Genomic DNA, 18,983 nt, shown 5'->3' on the forward strand with positions numbered 1-18,983 from the left:
GCCGCCGAGCAGGGCCGAGCCGATGAAGCCGCCGTTGGCTGGGGGCGCGGCGATGATCACCGAGATCTTGTCGGACAGCTTGTCGGCCATGGTTTTCTGGATCAGCAAAGGATTCTTCGAGATCAGTGCGCCGTCGCGTTCCAGCTGGGCGCTGGTGACCTTGCCGATGGTTTCCAGGCGATAGGCTTCGACATCGGCCAGCTTGTGGCGCGAATCGGCTTCGCCCGAGGCTTCGATGCGGCGTGCTTCTGCGCTGCCTTCCGCGGTCTTGATGCGCGAGACCTTTTCTGCCTCGGCTTCATACTGGCGCTGCTCGATCTGCTTTTGCTTGAACGGCAGCACATGCTTCATGGCTTCTTCCTGGGCCTTGGCGGCGATGATCTGCTCGTTGCCGGCGGCTTCCGCAGATTTTTCGCGTTTGACCTTGTCGGCTTCGGCTTCCAGTTCGGTCTGCTGCACCTGCTTGCTCTTCAATTCCAGCGTGTATTTCATTTTTTCGCTTTCCAGCTCTTCGGCCAGCAGTTTTTCCATGCCCTGGCGGTATTCCGGCGGCAGGTCGACCTGGCCCATCTGGACACCACGCAGGATGATGCCGTCGGCCGCCAGCTTCGGTTTCAACTCGTTTTCGATTTCCTTCTGGATCTCGCCGCGCTTGGTGGAAAAGATGTCGCGCACCGAATAACGGGTGAAGGACTTGTAGATCACGCCTTGCACCATCGGCTCGACGATTTCACCGTTAATATCGGCCGGCAGTTCCTTGGCGATGCTGACCAGCCTGGCGGGATCGATGGCGTAGCGTATGGTCAGGTCCACGCCCAGCGACAAGCCTTCAATCGATTGAAAGGGGGCTTCGCCATTCGCCTTGCTGCTGCGCACCGGGCGATATACCTGGTCGAGCAAGGAGTAGCGCCGCAATTCATGCAGGCCGGGGATAACCACCACCAGGCCGTCTCTGACCTCAGTGATGCCGCCGGTCAGCTTGTTGGAGCGGATGCCGACTTCGCCTGGCTCCAGCGTCTTGAACGGCGGATGGGTGAACAATTCGTAGCCGCTGCCGCCGATCAGGACGAGCGCCAGCACCAGCATCCAGGTGCGTCGCAGGGCGCGGCCCAGGCCGGCCAGCGCAGCGCCGGCTGCGGTGACGGTAGTAGTGAGCAGCGCCAGCAAGCCCTGCGCCAGTGATTCGAGCCGTTCAGACATGATATTTCCCCTGTTGGATGTGATTGGGAGCGGCATGGATTGCGTTTCCCTGGGAAGAATCTTGCGCCCCGGGCGGCGGAAGTAACAATGGGCGGGCAGGGGCAGTCGCGTTATCCGGCAGCGGTGAATGCTCCGCGACGTCGCAATCCGGTAAGCCGTGTGAAGAAATACTCACAGCGCGGCGCAGACTTTTCATGGGAAAGCGTGGATACTTTCATGTGCCCGGGCCTGCCTGCGGGCATTTTCCCCTTTCAGGGGAGCAGCGAGAGGGCGAAGGACGTCTTGGATGATGGAAGCAGCGGAGAAAAAATGTCAAAACAGGCACTAAAAGTAGCGGTGATCGAAGACGACATCCCGACCAGCAACCAGCTCAAGGGCTGGATCGAAGCGGCCAAGCCCGGCATCCAGGTCGACCAGTGGCATACGCGCGATGACGCCGAGGCGGCGCTGGCGCGGGAAACCTATGACGTGGTGGTGCTCGATATCGAACTGGGACGCGAGCGCCATGCCGGCGTCGCCATCATCAATGCCATCAACAAGGGCCAGGCGACGCCGGTGCTGGTGGTGTCGGCCATGCCGGCCACCATCTACCGCAGCATCATGAAGGCATTGGATGCCTGGGATTACCTGCAAAAGGCGACCTTCGAGGAAGCCGATTTCATCGATACCTTCCTGGAAATCCTGCGCGCGGCCAAGGAGCGCAACAACACCAAGGAGACACCACCGGCAGCCAGCGGCAATGAACTGTCGATCGACCCGCTGCGCCAGAAGACGCCGATCTGGCGCGCGCAGCGCATCAACCTGCCGCTGACGGCGCAGCGTTTGCTGGCGGCACTGTACGAACATCGCGGCCAGGTGGTGACCTACGAGCAGCTGTTCCAGGTGGTCAAGAGCGGGCGCAACCGCGACAATATCCGCAAGCACGTCAGCACCATCCGCGATGCATTTCGCGAGGTCGATCCCGAATTTGCCTGTATTGAAAATATCCCGATGCGCGGTTTTCGCTGGGTTGACCAGGAAACCTGATGCGCGGCCGCCTCTACCCTTGGAGTGACCGCTCATGAAGCTCAGCCTGCCCAATCTGGCCCAATACCGTTTGCGCATCCTGTTCCGCGGCGCCTTCCTGCTGCTGGCGGTGGCGACCGTGGCGCTGGCGCTATATGTGCTGCAACAGGAAAAGCAGCTGAGCTACAAGAATTACCAGGCCAGTTTCCGCAAGACCAGCGACCAGATCCTGGCCACCTTGCGCCATCCGGCCGGACAGCTGGCGCTGCTCAATCCACGCACCGAAAATGGCGGCGCGGCCGCGCTGCATCCGGTATTGCTGCCGTTCCCCTCGCTCGATTTCGACGACCAGAACAAGGTGCGGCAGGCCATCACCATGTCCGGCTGCCTGGTGCAGTATGGCGACAATGGCGCGCTCTGCGTGGCAGTCGGCAATAATCCCTGGGCCGGCGGCTTCATTTATGTTGCCGGCAGTTTCGTCAGCACTGAACTGGTGCCGCACCAGCGCGGCGAGCAGGATATCAGCGACGCCCATCGCGTGCGGGTGACGGTAACGCTGCGCGGACAGACTTATCGCTGGATTGCGCCGTTTGAAAAGAACGGCGATCCGAACGCCGTCCAAACACGTGGGGCGCATGGCCGCCTGACCGGGTTTGCCGCCGACGATAGCGGCCATGCGGAATCGCGTCCGGTCAAGGATTTCCGCGGCTGGATCTGGCAAAACACCTTGTGCAGCAAGCCCGGGCAGGACGATGGCGATGCCGCTGCTGATTGCCCGCGCAGTTCGTTTTTCTCGCTGCGCTTGCCGGTAGGGGTTTTGCAGGATGAACTGTTCCAGAAAAAAAATCCTGTCTGGCCGCCGGCCGATCTGGACAACATCCAGGTGCGCATTGAAGTCCTGCCCCCGGGCGACGGGCCGCTGCTGTTTGACAGCCAAAGCGCCGTTGCAGCACGGGCATTTGCGGTGGGCGACCTTGCTTCGCTGCTGTTGCCGGGCGAGAGCTTGCGCATCAGGAAGCGCGGTGCGGCAGGCGGCACCGACCTGGTCAGCCTGACCGGCGCCGAAGATCATCCGGACGATAGCTCGCGCCTGTTAAGCCGCCTGGTGCGCCGCCTGCCGGTGGATGACGTCGGTCCGCCGAACGAAAGCCGGGAATCTGTCGTGACTTCGAACGGCATCTATGACGTCAGCCTGAATGGCGACGAACGCAGCGTCAACCGTAGCCTGGGCGTGGTGGCCGCGCGGGTGTCGTGGTTTGTCGGCGCCATGCTGCTGGCGCTGTTCGTGGCCTGGCTGATCATCGAGATCGGCATCATCCGCCGCATTACATTGCTGACCCGGCGCGCTGCCAAGGTGTCGAAGATCGTCAAGGGCTCGGGCGGCCTCGACCAGTTCAACCTGAGCGATCTGCGCGGCGCCGATGAGCTTGGCGTGCTGGCAAGCTGCCTGCATGACCTGCTCAGGCGCGTCAAGGAAGACCTGGAGCGGGAGGAAATCCGCGCCGAACAGGAAAAGGAAATGTGGCATGCTGTGGGCCATGAAATCATGTCGCCGCTGCAGTCGCTGATGGCGCTGCACGGCGCCGCCGAGAGCCAGAGCAGCCGTTACATCAACCGCATGCAGCAGGCCATCCGGGTGCTGTATGGCAGCGCCTCTCCCAGCGAGGCGTTCCAATCGACGGTGCTGCAGGTGACCGCCATCGACATCGGCGCTTTTCTCGGCAATGTCGCGCACAACGCACCGCTGGTCGGCATCGCCGACGTCCGTTTTTCCGGCGGCGAGGAGGGAGTGCTGGTCAGGGCCGACGATTACTCGCTGGAAGACGTGGTCACGCACGTGCTGCGCAATGCCGATCGTTGCCGCCTGCCTGGCTCGATGATTTCCATCGACCTGAAAACCACCGAAACTGCAGCCACCATCGCCATCCACAACGTCGGACCGAATATCGCCGAAGAACTGATCGACAAGATTTTTGAGTACGGCGTGTCCGACCAGCTTGAGGCGGGCGCCAACGGCAGCCGGGGGCAGGGGCTGTTTGTCGCCAAGACTTATATGGCCAAGATGGGCGGCACCATTACCGCGCAAAATGTCACGGACGGGGTGGTGTTTTCATTGGGACTGCAACGGGTATGATGTTTTCATCGGCGGTCGCGAGCTTTGGCGCTGAGAACGTTCAGCAAACCGGCGGCGAAGGGAAAACCAGCATGACCCGCAAGCCAGGGTGATTGTCGCTCAAGGTCAGGACGCCACCCTGTAGTTTGGCCACCGCTGCCACCAGGCTCAGCCCCAGTCCGACACCAGGCGTGCCGCGGCTGGTGTCGCCGCGATAGAAGCGTTCCAGCACCTTCGCTTTTTCGGCGTCGGGGATGCCGGGGCCGTCGTCCGACACTGCGATCCGGATTGCACCATCCGCGGCGCGCGAAGCTTCGACGCTGATCTTGCCGTTTTCCGGTGCGTACTTCAACGCATTCTCGACAAGATTGGCAATTGCCTGTGCCAGCAGCAGCGCATCTCCAGCCAGCAGCAGCGGCCCGGACGCTGCAAAAGACAAGGTGCGGCCCTGCAGCTCCGCCAGCGGCTGATAGAATTCGGCCACTTCGCTGGCCACATTCGCGATATCCACTTCGACGAAGCCGGAACGGCGCGCGCCGCTGTCGATTTCCGCCAGGCGCAGCAGGGCATTGAAGATATCGATGACGCGATCGACATCGCTGATGGCGCCGTCGATCTCGTTGAAAGTCTGCTCTGGATCTGGCCGCGTCAGCGCCAGCTCTTCCAGGCGCGAACGCAATTCCGCCAACGGCGTGCGCAAATCATGTGCAATCGAGTTCGAAACGTTGCGGACGCCGCCGATCAACTGCTCGATCTGGTCCAGCATGCGGTTTTCCGTCTCGACCAGGGTGTTGAGCTCATTTTCGCCGCCATAGGCCGGCAGCCGGTGCGAAAAATTTCCCTGCATGATGGCAGACGCCGCCTGGTTGATGTCGCCGACCTTGGCCAGCAGCGCCCGCCGCACCAGCAGGCCGCCGGCCACGCCCAGCGCCAGGATGATGCCGGTGGCGCATATCAGGCCGTACAGGAAAAGTTTTTCCAGGTTACGATATCTGGCGACGTCGTTTGCCACCAGCAGGTGGTAGCCGCCCGGCAGCCTGGTGTGCACCAGCACAACCCGGGTCGAGTTGCCGCCGATGTCGATCGAGACAGCTTGCGGTCCGTGCGCATCGGGGACTCGGTCGGCGATTTCATGCGGCCATGCAGGCAGGTTGCCGGCCAGTCGCCGCAGCGAGGCGTCGGTCAGCAGGATCAGGTCCTCGGCCCCGGCCGCCTGTGTTCCGACCTGTACATTGATGGCAGAGGTCAGCGCCGCCACGCCTTGCATGTTGAAGAGATTTTCCAGTCGCTGGGTGTCGGCCTGCAGCAGGCGCGCCCGGTCTTCCTCTACCGTTTCGCGCCAGGCATACCAGAGCGGCGAGGCAAAGAACGCCAGCACCACCAGGCTCACCGCGACAAAGCCGAGCGCCGCCGAACGCGCCGAAAAGCGCAAGGAATTAAGCATCTGCGCTCAGCATGTAGCCCGCATTGCGGATGGTGCGCAACAGCTGGCGCTCGACGCCGGCGTCGATCTTCTGGCGCAGCTTGCTGACGTGGACGTCGACCACATTGGTCTGCGGGTCGAAGTGATAGTCCCAGACGTTTTCCAGCAGCATGGTGCGCGTCACCACCTGGTTGGCATGACGCATCAGGTACTCGAGCAGCTTGAATTCGCGCGGCTGCAGCGCCACCGCCTTGCCGCCGCGGGTGACCTTGTGCGACAGCAGGTCCATCGACAGATCGTCCACCGTCAGCGTGGTTTCCGAGCGGCCATCCTGCGAACGGCGCAACAGGGCATCGAGCCGCGCCAGCAATTCGCCGAAAGCGAATGGCTTGACCAGGTAGTCGTCGCCGCCGCTCTTGAGGCCGCGGATGCGGTCGTCGACGGCGGACAGCGCGCTCAGGATCAGGATCGGCGTCTTGTTGCCGGTCGCGCGCAAGGTTTCGATGATGGCGAGGCCATCGATGCCGCCCGGCAGCATGCGGTCCATGATGATGGCGTCATAGGGCTCGCTGGCGGCAAGGAACATGCCGTCGCGGCCGTTGTCGGCATGGTCGGAGGTGTGTCCCGATTCGCTCAGTCCCTTCTTCAGGAACAGAGCGACGCGCTCGTTGTCTTCGACGATCAGCAGTTTCATGGCATGTTTTCAGCTTAAATCCAGCTTGACGGTTCTAGGTAAAAAGACGCTTCTTGCGCGGTAATCCGTGCGTGTCTGATGGAATACTAATGCCGGAACGGTTTCAGCACAATCAGCTTGATTGCAGTGCCGGACTGGCGGCGCTGCGCGCCGTATCGCCGCTATGCTGGAGCCAGCCGCCGCCCAGTGCGCGATACAGGTCGACCAAGCTGGTCAGCCGGTTCAGGCGTGCCGTGATCAGGGCCTGCTGGGCAGCATAGAGATCGGTCTGCGCGGTCAGCACATCCAGGTAGCTGTTGCTGCCGTTAGTGTAGAGCATGTTGGCCAGTTCAAAACGGCGCTGCTGGGCTGCGGTATAGCGCTGCTGCGCCGCCAGCTGGTCGTCGTAGGTGCCGCGCGCGGCCAGGCCGTCGGCCACTTCGCGGAATGCAGTCTGGACGGTTTTTTCGTATTGGGCAACGCCGATATCCTTCTGGATACGCGCCACGTCCAGGTTGGCCTGGTTGGCGCCGGCACTGAAGATCGGCAGGGTCAGCGCCGGTACGAAAGACCAGGCGGCGGAGCCGGCGGCAAACAGTCCGCCCAGGGTCGCGCTGGCCGAGCCAAGATTGCCGGTCAAGGCGATGCGCGGGAAGAATGCCGCACGGGCGGCGCCGATATCGGCATTCTCCGAGCGCAGGCTAGCTTCTGCCTGCAAGATGTCAGGACGCCGCTGCAGCAAGTCCGACGGCAAACCGGCGGGGATATCCACCAGGATCGGCTGAGCATCCAGCTTGAAGGCTGGCGGCAGGTCGCGCGGCAAGGGTTGGCCGACCAGCAGCATCAGGGCGTTTTCCGCCTGGGCCCGCAAGCGCAGCTGGGCCGAGTAATTGACCTGGGCCTGTTCGACCGTGGTTTGCGCCAGCCGCAGATCCAGTTCCGACGCCGTGCCTGTATCAAACTGCAGTTTGACGATCTTGTATGAGGCCTGGGCAGTCTGCAGGGTGCCTTGTGTCAGCGCCAGCTGCTCGTCATCAGCCAGGGTGGCGAGATACTGGTCGGCGACCTGGGACACCAACAGTATTTCCGCGGCCTGGCGTGCGTAGGCGCTGGCGAGGTATTGTTCCAGCGCCGCGTCCGACAGACTGCGCAAGCGGCCAAAGAAATCGATTTCCCACGAGGCAGACAATCCTGTCGAATAATCATGGGAGACCGTAGGATTGTGGCTGGACGCAATGCTGGCTGGCGTACGCGAATCCGAAAGACCCGCATTGCCGCTGATCTGCGGGAACAGCGACGCGCGCTGGATCCGGTATTGGGCCTGGACTTTCTCAACGTTCAGCATGGCGACGCGCAAATCCCGGTTGTTCTGCAGCGCCAGCTCGACCAGCCGCTGCAAGCGCGGATCGGGAAGGAAATTGCGCCAGCCGATAGCGGCTGCCGACAAGTTAGTGCTGCCTGGCTTGGCCGCAGGGTCCCGGTATGCCTGGCCGGCCGGGAAGGCGCCGGCCACCGGCAGCGTCGGCCGCGTGTATACCGGCTGCAGCGAGCAGCCGGCGATGAAAGTCAGCAGAACTGCGCCGGCGGTATATTTGTATAGTGTCATTTTAATGTCCTCCGCTAGCTGGATCGGCCGCAATCTGCGGCGGCGCTGCCAGGGCAGGCGCTGTTTTCTTCCTGCCCAGCTTGTTGGCGACCACGACATAAAACATCGGAATCATGAAGGTGGCGACGAAGGTCGCCGCCAAGGTGCCGCCGATCACGCCAGTGCCGATGGCGTTCTGGCTGGCCGAACCGGCGCCGTTGGCCAGCGCCAGAGGCAATACGCCGAGCACGAAGGCCATGGAGGTCATGACGATCGGCCGCATCCGCATATGCGCGGCTTCGATCGCCGCCTGCAGCGCGGTGCGGCCTTCGGCCTGGAGCTCGCGGGCGAATTCGACGATCAGGATTGCATTCTTGGCCGAGAGGCCGATGGTGGTCAACAGGCCGACCTGGAAATAGACGTCGTTGGACAAGCCCATGAATGAGGTTGCGCAGAGCGCACCCAGGATGCCAAGCGGCACCACCATGATCACCGCCACCGGGATCGACCAGCTCTCATACAGCGCGGCCAGGCTGAGGAACACCACCAGGATCGACAAGCCGTACAGCAAGGGCGCTTGCGAGCTCGACTGCGCCTGCTGTTTTGAAGTGCCGGTCCATTCGTAGCCGATGCCGGCCGGCAGCTGCTTGACCAGCCGTTCCATGGCCGCCATAGCTTGCCCGGAGCTCTGGCCAGGCGCCGACTGGCCCTGGATCTCCATCGCCTCGACGCCGTTGTAACGCTGCAGTTGCGGCGGGCCGTAGGTCCACTCCACCGTGCCGAAGGCGGAAAACGGCACCATGCTGCCGCTGCTGCTGCGGACATAGAGCTGCTGCATGTCGTCCGGGTTCATGCGGTAAGGAGCGTCGGCCTGCACGTAGACTTTCTTGATGCGGTTGTCGGTGTCGAGGAAATTGTTGACATAGCGCGAGCCCCAGGCAATCGAGAAGGTCTGGTCGATGTCGGCGGCGCTGACGCCCAGGGCGGCGGCTTTTTCGCGGTCGATATTGACCTTGACGGTCGGGTTGTCGGCCTCGCCGGTAAAGCGCACCTGCGACAGGGCCGGGTCCTGTTTCGCCGCAGCCAGCAACTGGTCGCGCGCCTTGGCCAGGGCCTCGTGGCCGAGGCCGCCGCGATCCTCCAGCTCGAAATCGAAACCGGCGGCGCTGCCCAGGCCGCGGATCGGCGGCGGACTGGAAGCGAAGATGTCGGCATCCTTGTTGGCGGCAAAATGCTTGTCGATGCGGTCGGAGAGGGCCTTGGCGGTCAGCTTGGGCTTGGTGCGTTGCGACCAGTCCTTGAGGCGGACGAACAGCTGGCCCTGGTTCTGTCCGCGGCCGGCGTTGTTGTTGCCGTTGACGACAAAGGTGGCGTCGACCATGGCGGCTTCATCTTTCAGCAGATAGTCGCTGACTTCGCTGAGCACCTGGCCGGTGCGCGCCTGGGTGGCGCCCGGCGGCGTCTGCACCTGGACGAAGAGGAAGCCCTGGTCTTCGTTCGGCAGGAAGGAGGCCGGCAGGCGCACGAACATGATGCCGACGATGACCAGCGCCGCCAGGTAGACCAGCAGCCAGCGGCCGGAACGGGCGGCGACGCCGCGCACACCCTTGACATACTGGTCGCGTCCTTTGTCGAAAGTGCGGTTGAACCAGCCGAAGCCGCCTTTTTTCTCGCCATGATCCTGGCTGGGGCGTTTGAGGATGGTAGCGCACAGTGCCGGCGTGAGCGACAGTGCAACGAACACCGACAGCAGCATGGAGGCCACGATGGTGAGCGAAAACTGGCGGTAGATGCCGCCCACCGTGCCGCTGGAGAACGCCACCGGCACGAACACCGCGCACAGCACCATGGCCACGCCGATCAGCGCGCTGCTGATCTGGCTCATCGCCTTGCGGGTGGCTTCCAGTGGCGACAAGCCGTCCTCGTGCATCACGCGCTCGACGTTTTCCACCACCACGATGGCGTCGTCCACCAGCAAGCCGATCGCCAGCACCAGGCCGAACATGGACAAGGTATTGATCGAGAAACCCAGCGCCGACATCACGCCGAAGGTCCCCAGCAGCACCACCGGCACTGTGATCGAAGGAATCAGCGTGGCGCGCACGTTCTGCAGGAACAGGTACATCACCAGGAACACCAGCACGATGCCTTCCAGCAGGGTCTTCACGACTTCTTCTATCGAGATCTTGACGAAAGGTGTGACGTCGTTCGGGTAGACCACCTTCAAGCCGTGCGGGAAATACGGTTCCAGTTCCTTGATGCGGGCCTTGATGGCGTCCGCCGTGACCAGGGCGTTGCCGCCCGGCGCCAGCTGGATGCCGATGCCGGAAGCCGGCTGGCCATTGTATGCGTTGTCGACGTTGAAGCTTTCTGCGCCCAGGTTGATGCGGGCGACGTCGCTCAGACGTACTTGCGAACCGTCCGGCTGCACCTTGAGCAAGACGTCGCCGAAATCCTTGGTGGTGCGCAGCAGCGTCGATTCGGTAATGGTTGCGCTCAGCTGCTGGTTCTGCACTGCCGGCGTGCCGCCCAGCTGGCCGCCGGAGATCTGTACGTTCTGGGCCTGCAAGGCGGCAGTGACGTCCAGCGGCGTGAGCGCATAGCTGTTGAGCTTGGTCGGGTCCAGCCAGATTCGCATTGCATACTGGGTGCCGAATACATTCATGTTGCCGACGCCGTTGATGCGGCTGAGCGGATCCTGGACATTCGAGACCACGTAGTTGGCTATGTCGAACTTGTTCATGCTGTTGTCAGCCGAAACAAAGCCGATCACCATCAGGAAAGCATTGCTGGACTTGGTGACCTTTACGCCGGACTGCTGCACTTGCGCCGGCAGCAGCGGCACCGCCAGCTGCAGCTTGTTTTGCACCTGCACCTGGGCGATGTCGGGATTGGTGCCGGCGGCGAAGGTCAGGGTGGTGGTCGATTGTCCGGTGTCGTCGCTGCTGGAGGCCATGTACAGCAGGTTGTCGATGCCGTTCATCTGTTGCTCGATCACCTGCACCACGGTGTTTTGCACGGTGGTGGCGGAGGCGCCAGGGTAGGTGGTGCTGATCTGGACCGTAGGCGGGGCTACCGGAGGAAACTGCTCGACCGGCAGCGAGAAAATCGATATCCCTCCCGCCAGCATGATCAGGATGGAGAGAACGATCGCAAAGATCGGACGGTCGATGAAGAATTTTGCCATTGCTCGTTCTGCCTCTATTTAGCTGCGACGTTGGTCGACGCAGGCATGGCGGCTTGCGGTGCGCCAGAGGCGCTGTTTGCCGCCAGCTTGTCGAGCGGCAGGCTGGACTGGCCCGGTGTCTCGGATGCACGCACCAGCATGCCGGGCTGTACTTTCTGGGCACCGCTGACGATGATTCTTTCACCCTCGTCCAGGCCGCCGGTAACCACCCATTGGTTGTCGAAGGTGTTTTGCGTTTGGATCGTCCGTTGCACAACTTTGTTGCCGGGGCCAACCACCAGCGCGGTCGCCTGCCCTTGCGGGTTGTGGCTGACGCCCGGAATCGGCACCAGGATGGCCTTGTCGTTCACGCCTTGCTCGATACGGGCGCGGACGAACATGCCTGGCAGCAGGACATATTTCGGGTTGGGAAAGAGCGCGCGCAGCGTGACGGAACCGGTGCTCGGATCGACCGTGACGCCATTGAACTGCAGCGTGCCGCTGAGCGGGTACTGGCTGCCGTCCTCCAGCGTCAGCATCACCTTGACCTGGCCGGCGCCATTTGGCGTCAGCTGGCCGCTGGCGACATCGCGCCGCAGCTGCAGGCCGGCGACGCTGGACTGGTTGAGATCGACGTAGATCGGATCGATCTGCTGGACGGTAGTCAGCAAGGTAGCGGCGCTGCCTTGCACATAGGCGCCCTGGGTAACTTGCGAAATGCTGCTGCGGCCGCCGATCGGCGCCACCACCTTGGTATATCCCAGGTTGATGCCGGCGGTGGCGACTGCGGCCTTGGCGGCAGCGACGTCGGCGGCAGCCTGGCCTTGCGCGGCGACAGCGTTGTCGTAGGCCTGTTTGCTGACGGCGTTGCCGCCGATGAGGATCTTGTAGCGCTCAGCCTGCGAACTGGTCGCGGCCAGGTTTGCTTCCGCCTTTTGCTGCGTCGCCCGGGCGCTGTTCAAGGCGGCCTGATAGGGAGCCGGATCGATCTGGTACAGCGGCTGGTCGGCCTTGACGTCGGCGCCTTCCTGGAAGCTGCGCTTCTGCACGATGCCGTCGACCCGGGCGCGGACCTGGGCGATCAGATAGGCGGAGGTACGGCCGGGAAGTTCCATCGTGACCGGGACGCTGGTCCTGCGCGCCGTGACGACGCCGACTTCAGGCGCCGCCACTTGTGCCGCGGCGGGCCTTTTAGGAGAGCATGCAGCCAGCGTCAGGATGGCCAGCGCGGCGGCCAGAGCGGCTGAGTATCTGTTTGTTCTAGCGGTATGCATAATTCCTGCCCCATTTGCTTTATCTCGTTGCCGAAACCATTGATGCAGCGTCATCTCGCGTCAGTTTCGGTAACGCGCGCCATGTTTGAAGAAAGTAGCCGGGGCCGGATGAAAGCGGGGCAGGCTGCATCACTGTTGCAGCGCTGCTCCGCGGTATTGCCGCACGCAGGGCGCCTTAGCCGTTGTACAGCGGGTTAGGCGAGACATAGATACGCACCGGATGGTCAAGCAGGCCGGCAGGGGCGACACGGTTCAGTTCGAAGGACTTGGCCGGGCCGTTGAAAGTCCAGCCGAACGTGCTGCCGCCGGCATTGAACTGGATCGACTGGCCGCCTTGTACGTTGACGTACTTGGTGTCCGGGGTGATGGTGATGACGCGGCTGGTTGCCGCCGTGGTGGCGGTTTCGCCGAGCAGGCTATGATTATCTGCGGCCATGGAGGAAGCGGCGGAGACGGACAGGGTCAAGGCAAGCAAGGCAGGAAACAGGAATTTCGAAGTCATGATGTGCTCCAGTAAAAAAAGGATTGGTGTAGTCCGCAGTTTTGTGAAGAGCGGCAGTGACACTTTGCACGAGGAGGGGTTAACACCGGATTGGCGGTTCATTAACGATTGTTAATGTTCGGGACGTGTGGACATGCTAGATAGACATGTTCGCACCGGGTGACGGGGCAAGCGAGCTGGCGATGGTGCGGGGGAGGGAATTTGCGCGTGGCGCAACCACCGCAAGGACAGACGATTAATCGCTGGAAGATCTGGCTGGGTGGCGCCATTGCTGCGCAAAATGTCGCGGATGGCGTGGTGTTTTCAATCGGGCCGCAACGCGTGTACTACTACATTCCGGCAAATGGTTAATGTAAATAGTAGTTCAGAATTGGCCTGATACTTCGCGTCAGAGGACTGGCAGCTTCCGACCCGAATCGGCCAGTCGTGCTTTGTAAAAGCGGACACTCAACGCTGAATCGATCGGCAACGGCCAGTCGACGTGCCTCATCCCAACTGAACGCTGCCAACGGTTCAACCGCAGCTCGCATCGTTTATTGTGCTAGCCGGTCCGTTTCGCGGAAATTAGTCTAATGGTGGAACTGCACCGTCGGCCAGCGTCTTAAGCAGGCGCGAGCGCCGGCGTTCAAGGTCTGCTATCTGGCGCTCGATCGAGGCTAGTCGCTTGCGTTGGGCATCGGAGGTTTCGGGGCATGATCCCGCGCCTTCGATCATGCGCATACAGTCAGGAAACGAGCGGATATCAGCCAGGCTGAAACCGGTTGCGATCATGCGCTGAATCTGCCTGACCTGCGTTACAGCTGCAACTGGAAACGCCCGGTAGCCATTGGTCTCGCGAACGGAAGTCAGCAGAGCGTGCTCATCGTAGTGACGGATCGAGCGCACGCTTGCGCCAGTCTCGCGCGCGAGCTCGCCGATAGACAGTAGGTTTTTCTCTGTAAACTGGATCATCGGAGAAGCATAGCATTTTTTGCTTGACCCTCACATAAGTGTCAGGCTCCAGACTGTGAATCTCTTAACAGTTCAGGAGTATAAATAATGTCCCGCAACATCCTTCGTCACTGGTTTTCCGTCTTGGTGGCAACGCTCGCCGCACTCGCGATATCATCAAACGCATTCGCGAATACAAAAAACTATACAGTGACCGCGCCGGACGGTGTCGCGCTTTCCGTCCAGGAATCAGGAAACCCGCTTGGACAGCCTGTCGTGCTGATTCACGGATTGCTTGGCAGTCGCCTGAACTGGGATGCGCAAGTCGGCAGCGCTGAACTTCAGCGGTATCGCATCATTACCTATGACCTGCGCGGTCACGGGCTGTCCGGCAAGCCAACCGAGGCCGAAGCGTATCGCGACGGGCGGCGTTGGGCGGACGATCTCGCCGCAGTCATCGAAGCGTCGCATGCGAGTCGTCCCGTGCTTGTCGGCTGGTCGCTGGGCGGTGCAGTCATATCGAACTATCTTGCCGCATACGGCGACAGCCAGATTGCCGCAGCGGTCTATGTCGACGGTGTGATCGAGCTGAAAGGAGACCAGATCGTGGCCCATTCGGAGGTCTATCGCGATATGATTTCATCCGATTTGAAGACGCACCTGGATGGCGAGCGTACATTCCTCAGCTTGTGCTTCCATACGCAGCCCGACAGGCCGACAATCGAGCGCCTGCTTGCAAATGCGGCAATGGCGTCCTGGGACATGCAAAGCGCAGTTCAATCGATGACTGTCGCCGCTTCCGAGGGGTTAAGCAAGATCAGGGTGCCTGTCTTGTTACTCTATGGCGAACACGACGCGCTTGTGAACACGAGCGGCGCGATCGCCCGGGCGAAACAACTTGATCCGCAGATTCAAATCAAGCTGTACGCGAATTCCGGTCACGCGCCTTTCATGGAAGAGTCCGAACGTTTCAATCGTGATCTGGCAGCTTTCATCGAGACTGCAGTGATTCACTGAGTAGACATCCGAAAGTAGAGGGGCACATGTCATCTGAAAGCATCCATCATGATTCGCGTGACTATTTTCCGGGTTTCTCCAGCTTGCATGTCGACGCGGGCGGTGTCTCGTTTAGCGGTGTGACTGGCGGCTCGGGACCGACAGTGCTCTTGTTGCACGGCTATCCGCAGACGCATATCACCCCAATACTTCAGCTGTGGTGAGTCAGGAGCATCTTATTCAAACGGATTTCTTGAAATCGATTGTTTGTATGCCGGCATAAGCGGCACAAATATCTGCCAAAAGAAATCCACTATGTTGCTTTGCGGGCGCGAAGAATCCGACTCGCCGGCGGGTTCAGCGGCTTGGCGATTTTTCATCCAGAAATGCTTGTACTGAGCCAAAAATCTGCCAGCGGTTTTTTTCCATAAACGCCGAATGTGTTCCTTCTCCGATCTCTATCCAGCGTCGATAAGGTGCCGCCGTGAGTTTTGTGAATACAGCGCACGACATATCGAGCGGACAATCTGCATCCCAATCGGCATGCACGATCAATACCGGAACTCTGATATCAGCCGGGTTGTAAAGCGGCTTGCCAGCTGCCCAGCATTCCCGGCTGTCCAGGACCGTCCCGTTGGGAGCGAGCAGGTGTGCAGAGCTGACATCGCCACCCGGCACGCTGGTAAAGGTTGCATCGGCCCACGCCTCGAACCAGGCATCGGGCAGCAGCTCTTCTCTCTTGTCTTCGGGAGCGCCGTTGAGCCAGCGGGCTTTCGCTCCTGATCTTGGCACAACGCGGTAAGCTCCCAGCGCACCTCCACCGTCGGCCTTGCTTGGCGTATCGCGCACCCACTGCGGCGCAACCAGAACCAGTTTGTTGACCGCTTGGTTATGCGTCGACGTATAGATAGCCATCAGTGCAGCTCCCCATGACCAACCGATAAGATTGATTTTGTCGGCGCCAATCCTGGACAGGATGAACTGCACCGTTGTCGCGATGTCGCTCACTGCAACTGGCGTGCGCACGACTGGGCCGTTATCGGAGGCAGGCAGCGACATCTCGGGCGGACGATCGGAGCGGCCATAGCCTCTGACATCGACCAGATAGGTGTTGTAGCCGCTCGCCGCGAGCTGCTCCATCCATGACACGCCATCGAGCCGCAGGTCGAAAGATGTCGATGCCGGATAGGTAGATCCTGCGACGAACAGCAACGTATTCTCTGCCGTTGAGGATGTCAGGTCTGCGCGCCGCTTGTTGCGTACAAACAGCTCAATACCTGGGGTATTGCTTGGAATTTTCATTTCTTCGCAAATAATCTTCGGCGAGTTCGGATGTGACATGTTGATTTCCTTGTCTAGTTTAAATAAAGCGCCATTCAAAACGGTCCCCGCGTCGGCTGACCCGACCGGCAGAACTATTGGAGAAATGGGCAGTGAAAACGGTGGAATTCTGTTCTGCCGCGTGCTCCAGGACCCATCGTCGTGACGCCTTGGCAAGCTCAGGGTTTTCGCAAAATCTGCTGTTCCAGTCGGGGCGAACTACCTGAAGAGGCTGATGCATAATGTCGCCGCTGAAAATGCCCGTACCTGCGCTATTGATCAGCTCAATGGCAATGTGTCCGACGCTGTGACCCGGGGTTGAGTGAATGATCAGATCGTCGCCAATAGTCCCTGCGCCATCGATCATGTCGGCTTGTCTGCTGGCGACGACTGGCAACACGCTGTCCTCGAACACATTCGCGTTGAATCCTTCCTCGCCTACTCGGCTTTCCCAATAGTCGTACTCGGCCTTGGAAAAAATGTATCTGGCGTTGGGGAAGGTCGGAACCCAACGCCCATCGACCAGTCTCGTGTTCCAGCCACAATGGTCCGCGTGCAGATGCGTGCACATCACGTAATCGACGGATTCCGGCGTCACACCTGCCTCGGCCAAGCGCTCCATAAACGGCAAATCCAGTTGATGAAATCGCGCGAGATCCGGACGGTGCTTATGGTTTCCAGCGCAGCTATCGATCAGGATTGTGTGATGGCGGGTCTTCACTACCCAAGTGTGGATACTGGCAATAAACCGTTGCTGACTCTCGTCAAAGCAATCGGGTATCATCAATGCGCGATGCTGCTCCAGAACGGCCGGATCCCAATCCGGGTAGAGCAGATCGGGAGCAAAACCAGGTCCATGCTGTTCTGTGACTTTCGTAACTGAAATATCCCCGAAGTGATGGATGCACATGGCGTCTTTTACCTTCCCTGATTAATTGAATACGAAAAATGCTGTGCTGCTTATGGTCGTTGCTGCTGCGATATAAAAAAAGTCGTACCATTCCAAAAGTGGGCCAGCAGTCGTGCCTGTAATCCCCTTGTTTTGGTCATTTATTTCATGTTGGATCCGATGTTAAAGCGGCGGCTTTTTTTTGTGAAATCGAATCTCAAGATACCGGCATAAGCACAATGAATATCACTAGACATAATCTGGCTCTGCTTGCTTCGCTAAGTGCGCTGCTTGAGGAAAAGAATGTTACGAAGGCCGCGGCCCGCCTTGGTCTCAGCCAGCCGGCACTGTCATCTCAGCTGGCTACGTTGCGCGAGATATTTGGCGATCCTCTGCTGACCACCTCGATATCCGGAAAGGGGATGGTGCTGACACCAAGGGGCGCGCATCTCAGGGTACCTCTCAGGCAGGCATTGCAAGCGCTTGAGGATGTGGTCAGCAATGAACCCGTGTTTGATCCGCATTCTGCGCAACGGATCTTCTCGCTTGGCGCCAATGACAACGCCAGCGCCATCATGGCCCCTCGGCTGGTCCAGTTCGTGCGCGACAATGAAATGTCTGGAATTCGCTTTTCATTCCGTGTGATCGATCCCAACAAGCTTGCTGAACAACTTGAAAATGGGGAACTCGACGTTGCCCTTGTATCCAAAGACAGACTCTCTCAAGCTCCTCAGAAGCTGCTGTTTGAAGAAGAGTTCAGGATGGCGCAGCGCAAAGATCATCCGCGTGGGACGCAGCCGCCAACGCTCGAAGAATATGCGCGGCTTGAACATGTCATTGTCTCTGGCAGCGGCGGCGGATATCGTGGTGTCATCGACGATATTCTGAAGGAGAAAAATATCTCGCGACACGTCGGAGTATCGGTTCAGTACTACAGTCTGGTGCCACTTATACTCCAGACGACCGACTTGGTTTGTACCTTGCCGGCCCGGTTTCTGGAGCGATATAGCGACTTACTCGTTTCCACCCCGTTACCGTTTGATGCCAAGTATTTCAGTCTCTACGCAACCTGGCATGAACGCTTTGACAAAGACCCCGGTCACATATGGCTACGAGCGCAACTTGCGCTTTGTGCTTTTGATTAAGCAGAACCATTTTGCATTGCTCGCCATTCATAGAGAATGGGGCATTATCCTATCTGCACGAATATACTCGGCTGAAATGCAATCAAGTATTGCTGGGTCAGTGCCTCCCGATTTTTCAATGCATTTCTGAATATTCTGCACTGCGGCCGAGCTCACCTTGTCCATACACAGGAAATGCCGCGAACATCAGGAGAATATAAAAAACACTACATGTCATTCGCATTTGATCGGATTTTTTTTGATATGGGGCGCAGTTTTGCTGGATAGCTCCGCTCCGGTTGAAGGTCTGAGACCGATGCGCAGTCTGCATCTACGGTGTCTGGATACTATTTTGTACTGTACTAAATTTCCGTGAAAAGCAGTAAATCAGAATTTATGGCATGAGCATACACCTGAGGTGACTGACTGCTTTCGGGTTACTTCTATGACCGGCAGCTCCTGGCCGAGTACTGCCATCCGCCAAATTTGCAACTTCCCCCGACTGGACATTTACTAGCAAAATCGCTGAGCCATCAATGACGTCACCGTTATGTGTCCACTCGACGATAACTGCCCAGTTGGTGTACGTTTTCCTATTTCGAATGCCATCGGGCTGCGCATCTACACACACCCAAAGCCAGCCTTCTTTCTGTACTGCAGTCGTCAAGTAGGCTTCTGCCAACGAAATCGCAAGTTTTTTAGCATCTGAATTTGAAATACGCATTCGAATTGGCCGATTAAAGTTGTAAACGATTGGCTGCTCTTGGCCGATTACTGCCGTCG

At 59.8% G+C, this 18,983-nt stretch carries 17 protein-coding genes; 6 read left to right on the forward strand and 11 right to left on the reverse strand.

Annotated features, from left to right (window positions below; all coding sequences use genetic code 11):
• Nucleotides 1-1,200: SPFH domain-containing protein (locus tag VNZ65_RS15595; protein WP_325670549.1), on the reverse strand; the 1,200-nt coding region annotated here is incomplete at its 3' end.
• A 309-nt stretch (nt 1,201-1,509) separates the two neighbouring features.
• Between VNZ65_RS15595 and VNZ65_RS15600 the strand changes: the two genes are divergently transcribed.
• On the forward strand, nt 1,510-2,226 hold the full coding sequence (locus VNZ65_RS15600; protein WP_325670551.1) for a response regulator transcription factor: 717 nt from the start codon (nt 1,510-1,512) through the stop codon (nt 2,224-2,226).
• Nucleotides 2,227-2,260: 34 nt separating this feature from the next.
• Nucleotides 2,261-4,339, forward strand: coding sequence for a HAMP domain-containing sensor histidine kinase (locus VNZ65_RS15605; protein ID WP_325670553.1), 2,079 nt, complete (start codon nt 2,261-2,263; stop codon nt 4,337-4,339).
• 40 nt (nt 4,340-4,379) lie between these two features.
• On the opposite strand, the gene VNZ65_RS15610 is transcribed toward VNZ65_RS15605, so the two are convergent.
• The 6 genes from VNZ65_RS15610 to VNZ65_RS15635 all read right to left on the reverse strand — a co-directional run bounded on the left by VNZ65_RS15610 (nt 4,380) and on the right by VNZ65_RS15635 (nt 12,941).
• Nucleotides 4,380-5,762, reverse strand: a complete 1,383-nt coding sequence (locus VNZ65_RS15610; RefSeq protein ID WP_325670555.1) for a HAMP domain-containing sensor histidine kinase — start codon at nt 5,760-5,762, stop codon at nt 4,380-4,382.
• Nucleotides 5,755-6,435: a response regulator transcription factor gene (locus VNZ65_RS15615; protein ID WP_325670557.1), complete on the reverse strand. Its 681-nt coding sequence runs from the start codon at nt 6,433-6,435 to the stop codon at nt 5,755-5,757. The genes VNZ65_RS15610 and VNZ65_RS15615 overlap by 8 nt, the downstream gene beginning before the upstream one ends.
• A 112-nt stretch (nt 6,436-6,547) precedes the next feature.
• Nucleotides 6,548-8,020 (reverse strand): efflux transporter outer membrane subunit, encoded by a 1,473-nt coding sequence (locus VNZ65_RS15620; RefSeq protein WP_325670559.1) that lies wholly within the window; start codon nt 8,018-8,020, stop codon nt 6,548-6,550.
• Nucleotide 8,021: 1 nt separating this feature from the next.
• The gene (locus VNZ65_RS15625; RefSeq protein WP_325670561.1) at nt 8,022-11,186 is read right to left on the reverse strand and encodes an efflux RND transporter permease subunit; all 3,165 of its coding nucleotides are present in this window, start codon (nt 11,184-11,186) and stop codon (nt 8,022-8,024) included.
• A 14-nt stretch (nt 11,187-11,200) separates the two neighbouring features.
• Nucleotides 11,201-12,439 carry an efflux RND transporter periplasmic adaptor subunit gene (locus VNZ65_RS15630; protein WP_325670563.1) on the reverse strand — a complete coding sequence of 413 codons (1,239 nt, stop codon included), beginning with the start codon at nt 12,437-12,439 and terminating at the stop codon, nt 11,201-11,203.
• A gap of 175 nt (nt 12,440-12,614) precedes the next feature.
• On the reverse strand, nt 12,615-12,941 hold the full coding sequence (locus VNZ65_RS15635; protein WP_325670565.1) for a CzcE family metal-binding protein: 327 nt from the start codon (nt 12,939-12,941) through the stop codon (nt 12,615-12,617).
• A 207-nt stretch (nt 12,942-13,148) separates the two neighbouring features.
• Between VNZ65_RS15635 and VNZ65_RS15640 the strand changes: the two genes are divergently transcribed.
• On the forward strand, nt 13,149-13,292 hold the full coding sequence (locus tag VNZ65_RS15640) for a hypothetical protein (protein WP_325670567.1): 144 nt from the start codon (nt 13,149-13,151) through the stop codon (nt 13,290-13,292).
• A gap of 213 nt (nt 13,293-13,505) precedes the next feature.
• Here VNZ65_RS15640 and VNZ65_RS15645 read toward each other — a convergent pair whose 3' ends face one another.
• Entirely contained in the window at nt 13,506-13,892 is a 387-nt protein-coding gene (locus VNZ65_RS15645) for a MerR family transcriptional regulator (protein WP_325670569.1), read from the reverse strand.
• A gap of 87 nt (nt 13,893-13,979) precedes the next feature.
• Between VNZ65_RS15645 and VNZ65_RS15650 the strand changes: the two genes are divergently transcribed.
• Together VNZ65_RS15650 and VNZ65_RS15655 are read left to right on the forward strand one after the other, a co-directional pair.
• Nucleotides 13,980-14,888: an alpha/beta hydrolase gene (locus VNZ65_RS15650; protein ID WP_325670571.1), complete on the forward strand. Its 909-nt coding sequence runs from the start codon at nt 13,980-13,982 to the stop codon at nt 14,886-14,888.
• A 26-nt stretch (nt 14,889-14,914) separates the two neighbouring features.
• A complete protein-coding gene (locus VNZ65_RS15655; RefSeq protein ID WP_414649143.1) occupies nt 14,915-15,091 on the forward strand; it encodes a hypothetical protein in 177 nt (58 codons plus the stop codon).
• A gap of 133 nt (nt 15,092-15,224) precedes the next feature.
• On the opposite strand, the gene VNZ65_RS15660 is transcribed toward VNZ65_RS15655, so the two are convergent.
• Nucleotides 15,225-16,208: an alpha/beta hydrolase gene (locus tag VNZ65_RS15660; protein WP_325670573.1), complete on the reverse strand. Its 984-nt coding sequence runs from the start codon at nt 16,206-16,208 to the stop codon at nt 15,225-15,227.
• 19 nt (nt 16,209-16,227) lie between these two features.
• A complete protein-coding gene (locus VNZ65_RS15665) occupies nt 16,228-17,097 on the reverse strand; it encodes an MBL fold metallo-hydrolase (protein ID WP_325670575.1) in 870 nt (289 codons plus the stop codon).
• A 218-nt stretch (nt 17,098-17,315) separates the two neighbouring features.
• On the opposite strand from VNZ65_RS15665, the gene VNZ65_RS15670 reads away from it, so the two are divergent.
• Entirely contained in the window at nt 17,316-18,221 is a 906-nt protein-coding gene (locus tag VNZ65_RS15670; RefSeq protein WP_325670577.1) for a LysR family transcriptional regulator, read from the forward strand.
• 373 nt (nt 18,222-18,594) lie between these two features.
• On the opposite strand, the gene VNZ65_RS15675 is transcribed toward VNZ65_RS15670, so the two are convergent.
• The coding region (locus VNZ65_RS15675; RefSeq protein WP_325670579.1) for a hypothetical protein at nt 18,595-18,983 on the reverse strand (389 nt) is incomplete at its 5' end.

Source organism: Collimonas sp. (genome assembly GCF_035566555.1).
Taxonomy (GTDB): domain Bacteria; phylum Pseudomonadota; class Gammaproteobacteria; order Burkholderiales; family Burkholderiaceae_D; genus Collimonas.

Coding starts and splice junctions, on each gene's coding strand:
- VNZ65_RS15600 (WP_325670551.1), top strand. CDS start 1,510: ATGTCAAAACAGGCACTAAAAGTAGCGGTGATCGAAGACGACATCCCG.
- VNZ65_RS15605 (WP_325670553.1), top strand. CDS start 2,261: ATGAAGCTCAGCCTGCCCAATCTGGCCCAATACCGTTTGCGCATCCTG.
- VNZ65_RS15610 (WP_325670555.1), bottom strand. CDS start 5,762: ATGCTTAATTCCTTGCGCTTTTCGGCGCGTTCGGCGGCGCTCGGCTTT.
- VNZ65_RS15615 (WP_325670557.1), bottom strand. CDS start 6,435: ATGAAACTGCTGATCGTCGAAGACAACGAGCGCGTCGCTCTGTTCCTG.
- VNZ65_RS15620 (WP_325670559.1), bottom strand. CDS start 8,020: ATGACACTATACAAATATACCGCCGGCGCAGTTCTGCTGACTTTCATC.
- VNZ65_RS15625 (WP_325670561.1), bottom strand. CDS start 11,186: ATGGCAAAATTCTTCATCGACCGTCCGATCTTTGCGATCGTTCTCTCC.
- VNZ65_RS15630 (WP_325670563.1), bottom strand. CDS start 12,439: ATGCATACCGCTAGAACAAACAGATACTCAGCCGCTCTGGCCGCCGCG.
- VNZ65_RS15635 (WP_325670565.1), bottom strand. CDS start 12,941: ATGACTTCGAAATTCCTGTTTCCTGCCTTGCTTGCCTTGACCCTGTCC.
- VNZ65_RS15645 (WP_325670569.1), bottom strand. CDS start 13,892: ATGATCCAGTTTACAGAGAAAAACCTACTGTCTATCGGCGAGCTCGCG.
- VNZ65_RS15650 (WP_325670571.1), top strand. CDS start 13,980: ATGTCCCGCAACATCCTTCGTCACTGGTTTTCCGTCTTGGTGGCAACG.
- VNZ65_RS15655 (WP_414649143.1), top strand. CDS start 14,915: ATGTCATCTGAAAGCATCCATCATGATTCGCGTGACTATTTTCCGGGT.
- VNZ65_RS15660 (WP_325670573.1), bottom strand. CDS start 16,208: ATGTCACATCCGAACTCGCCGAAGATTATTTGCGAAGAAATGAAAATT.
- VNZ65_RS15665 (WP_325670575.1), bottom strand. CDS start 17,097: ATGTGCATCCATCACTTCGGGGATATTTCAGTTACGAAAGTCACAGAA.
- VNZ65_RS15670 (WP_325670577.1), top strand. CDS start 17,316: ATGAATATCACTAGACATAATCTGGCTCTGCTTGCTTCGCTAAGTGCG.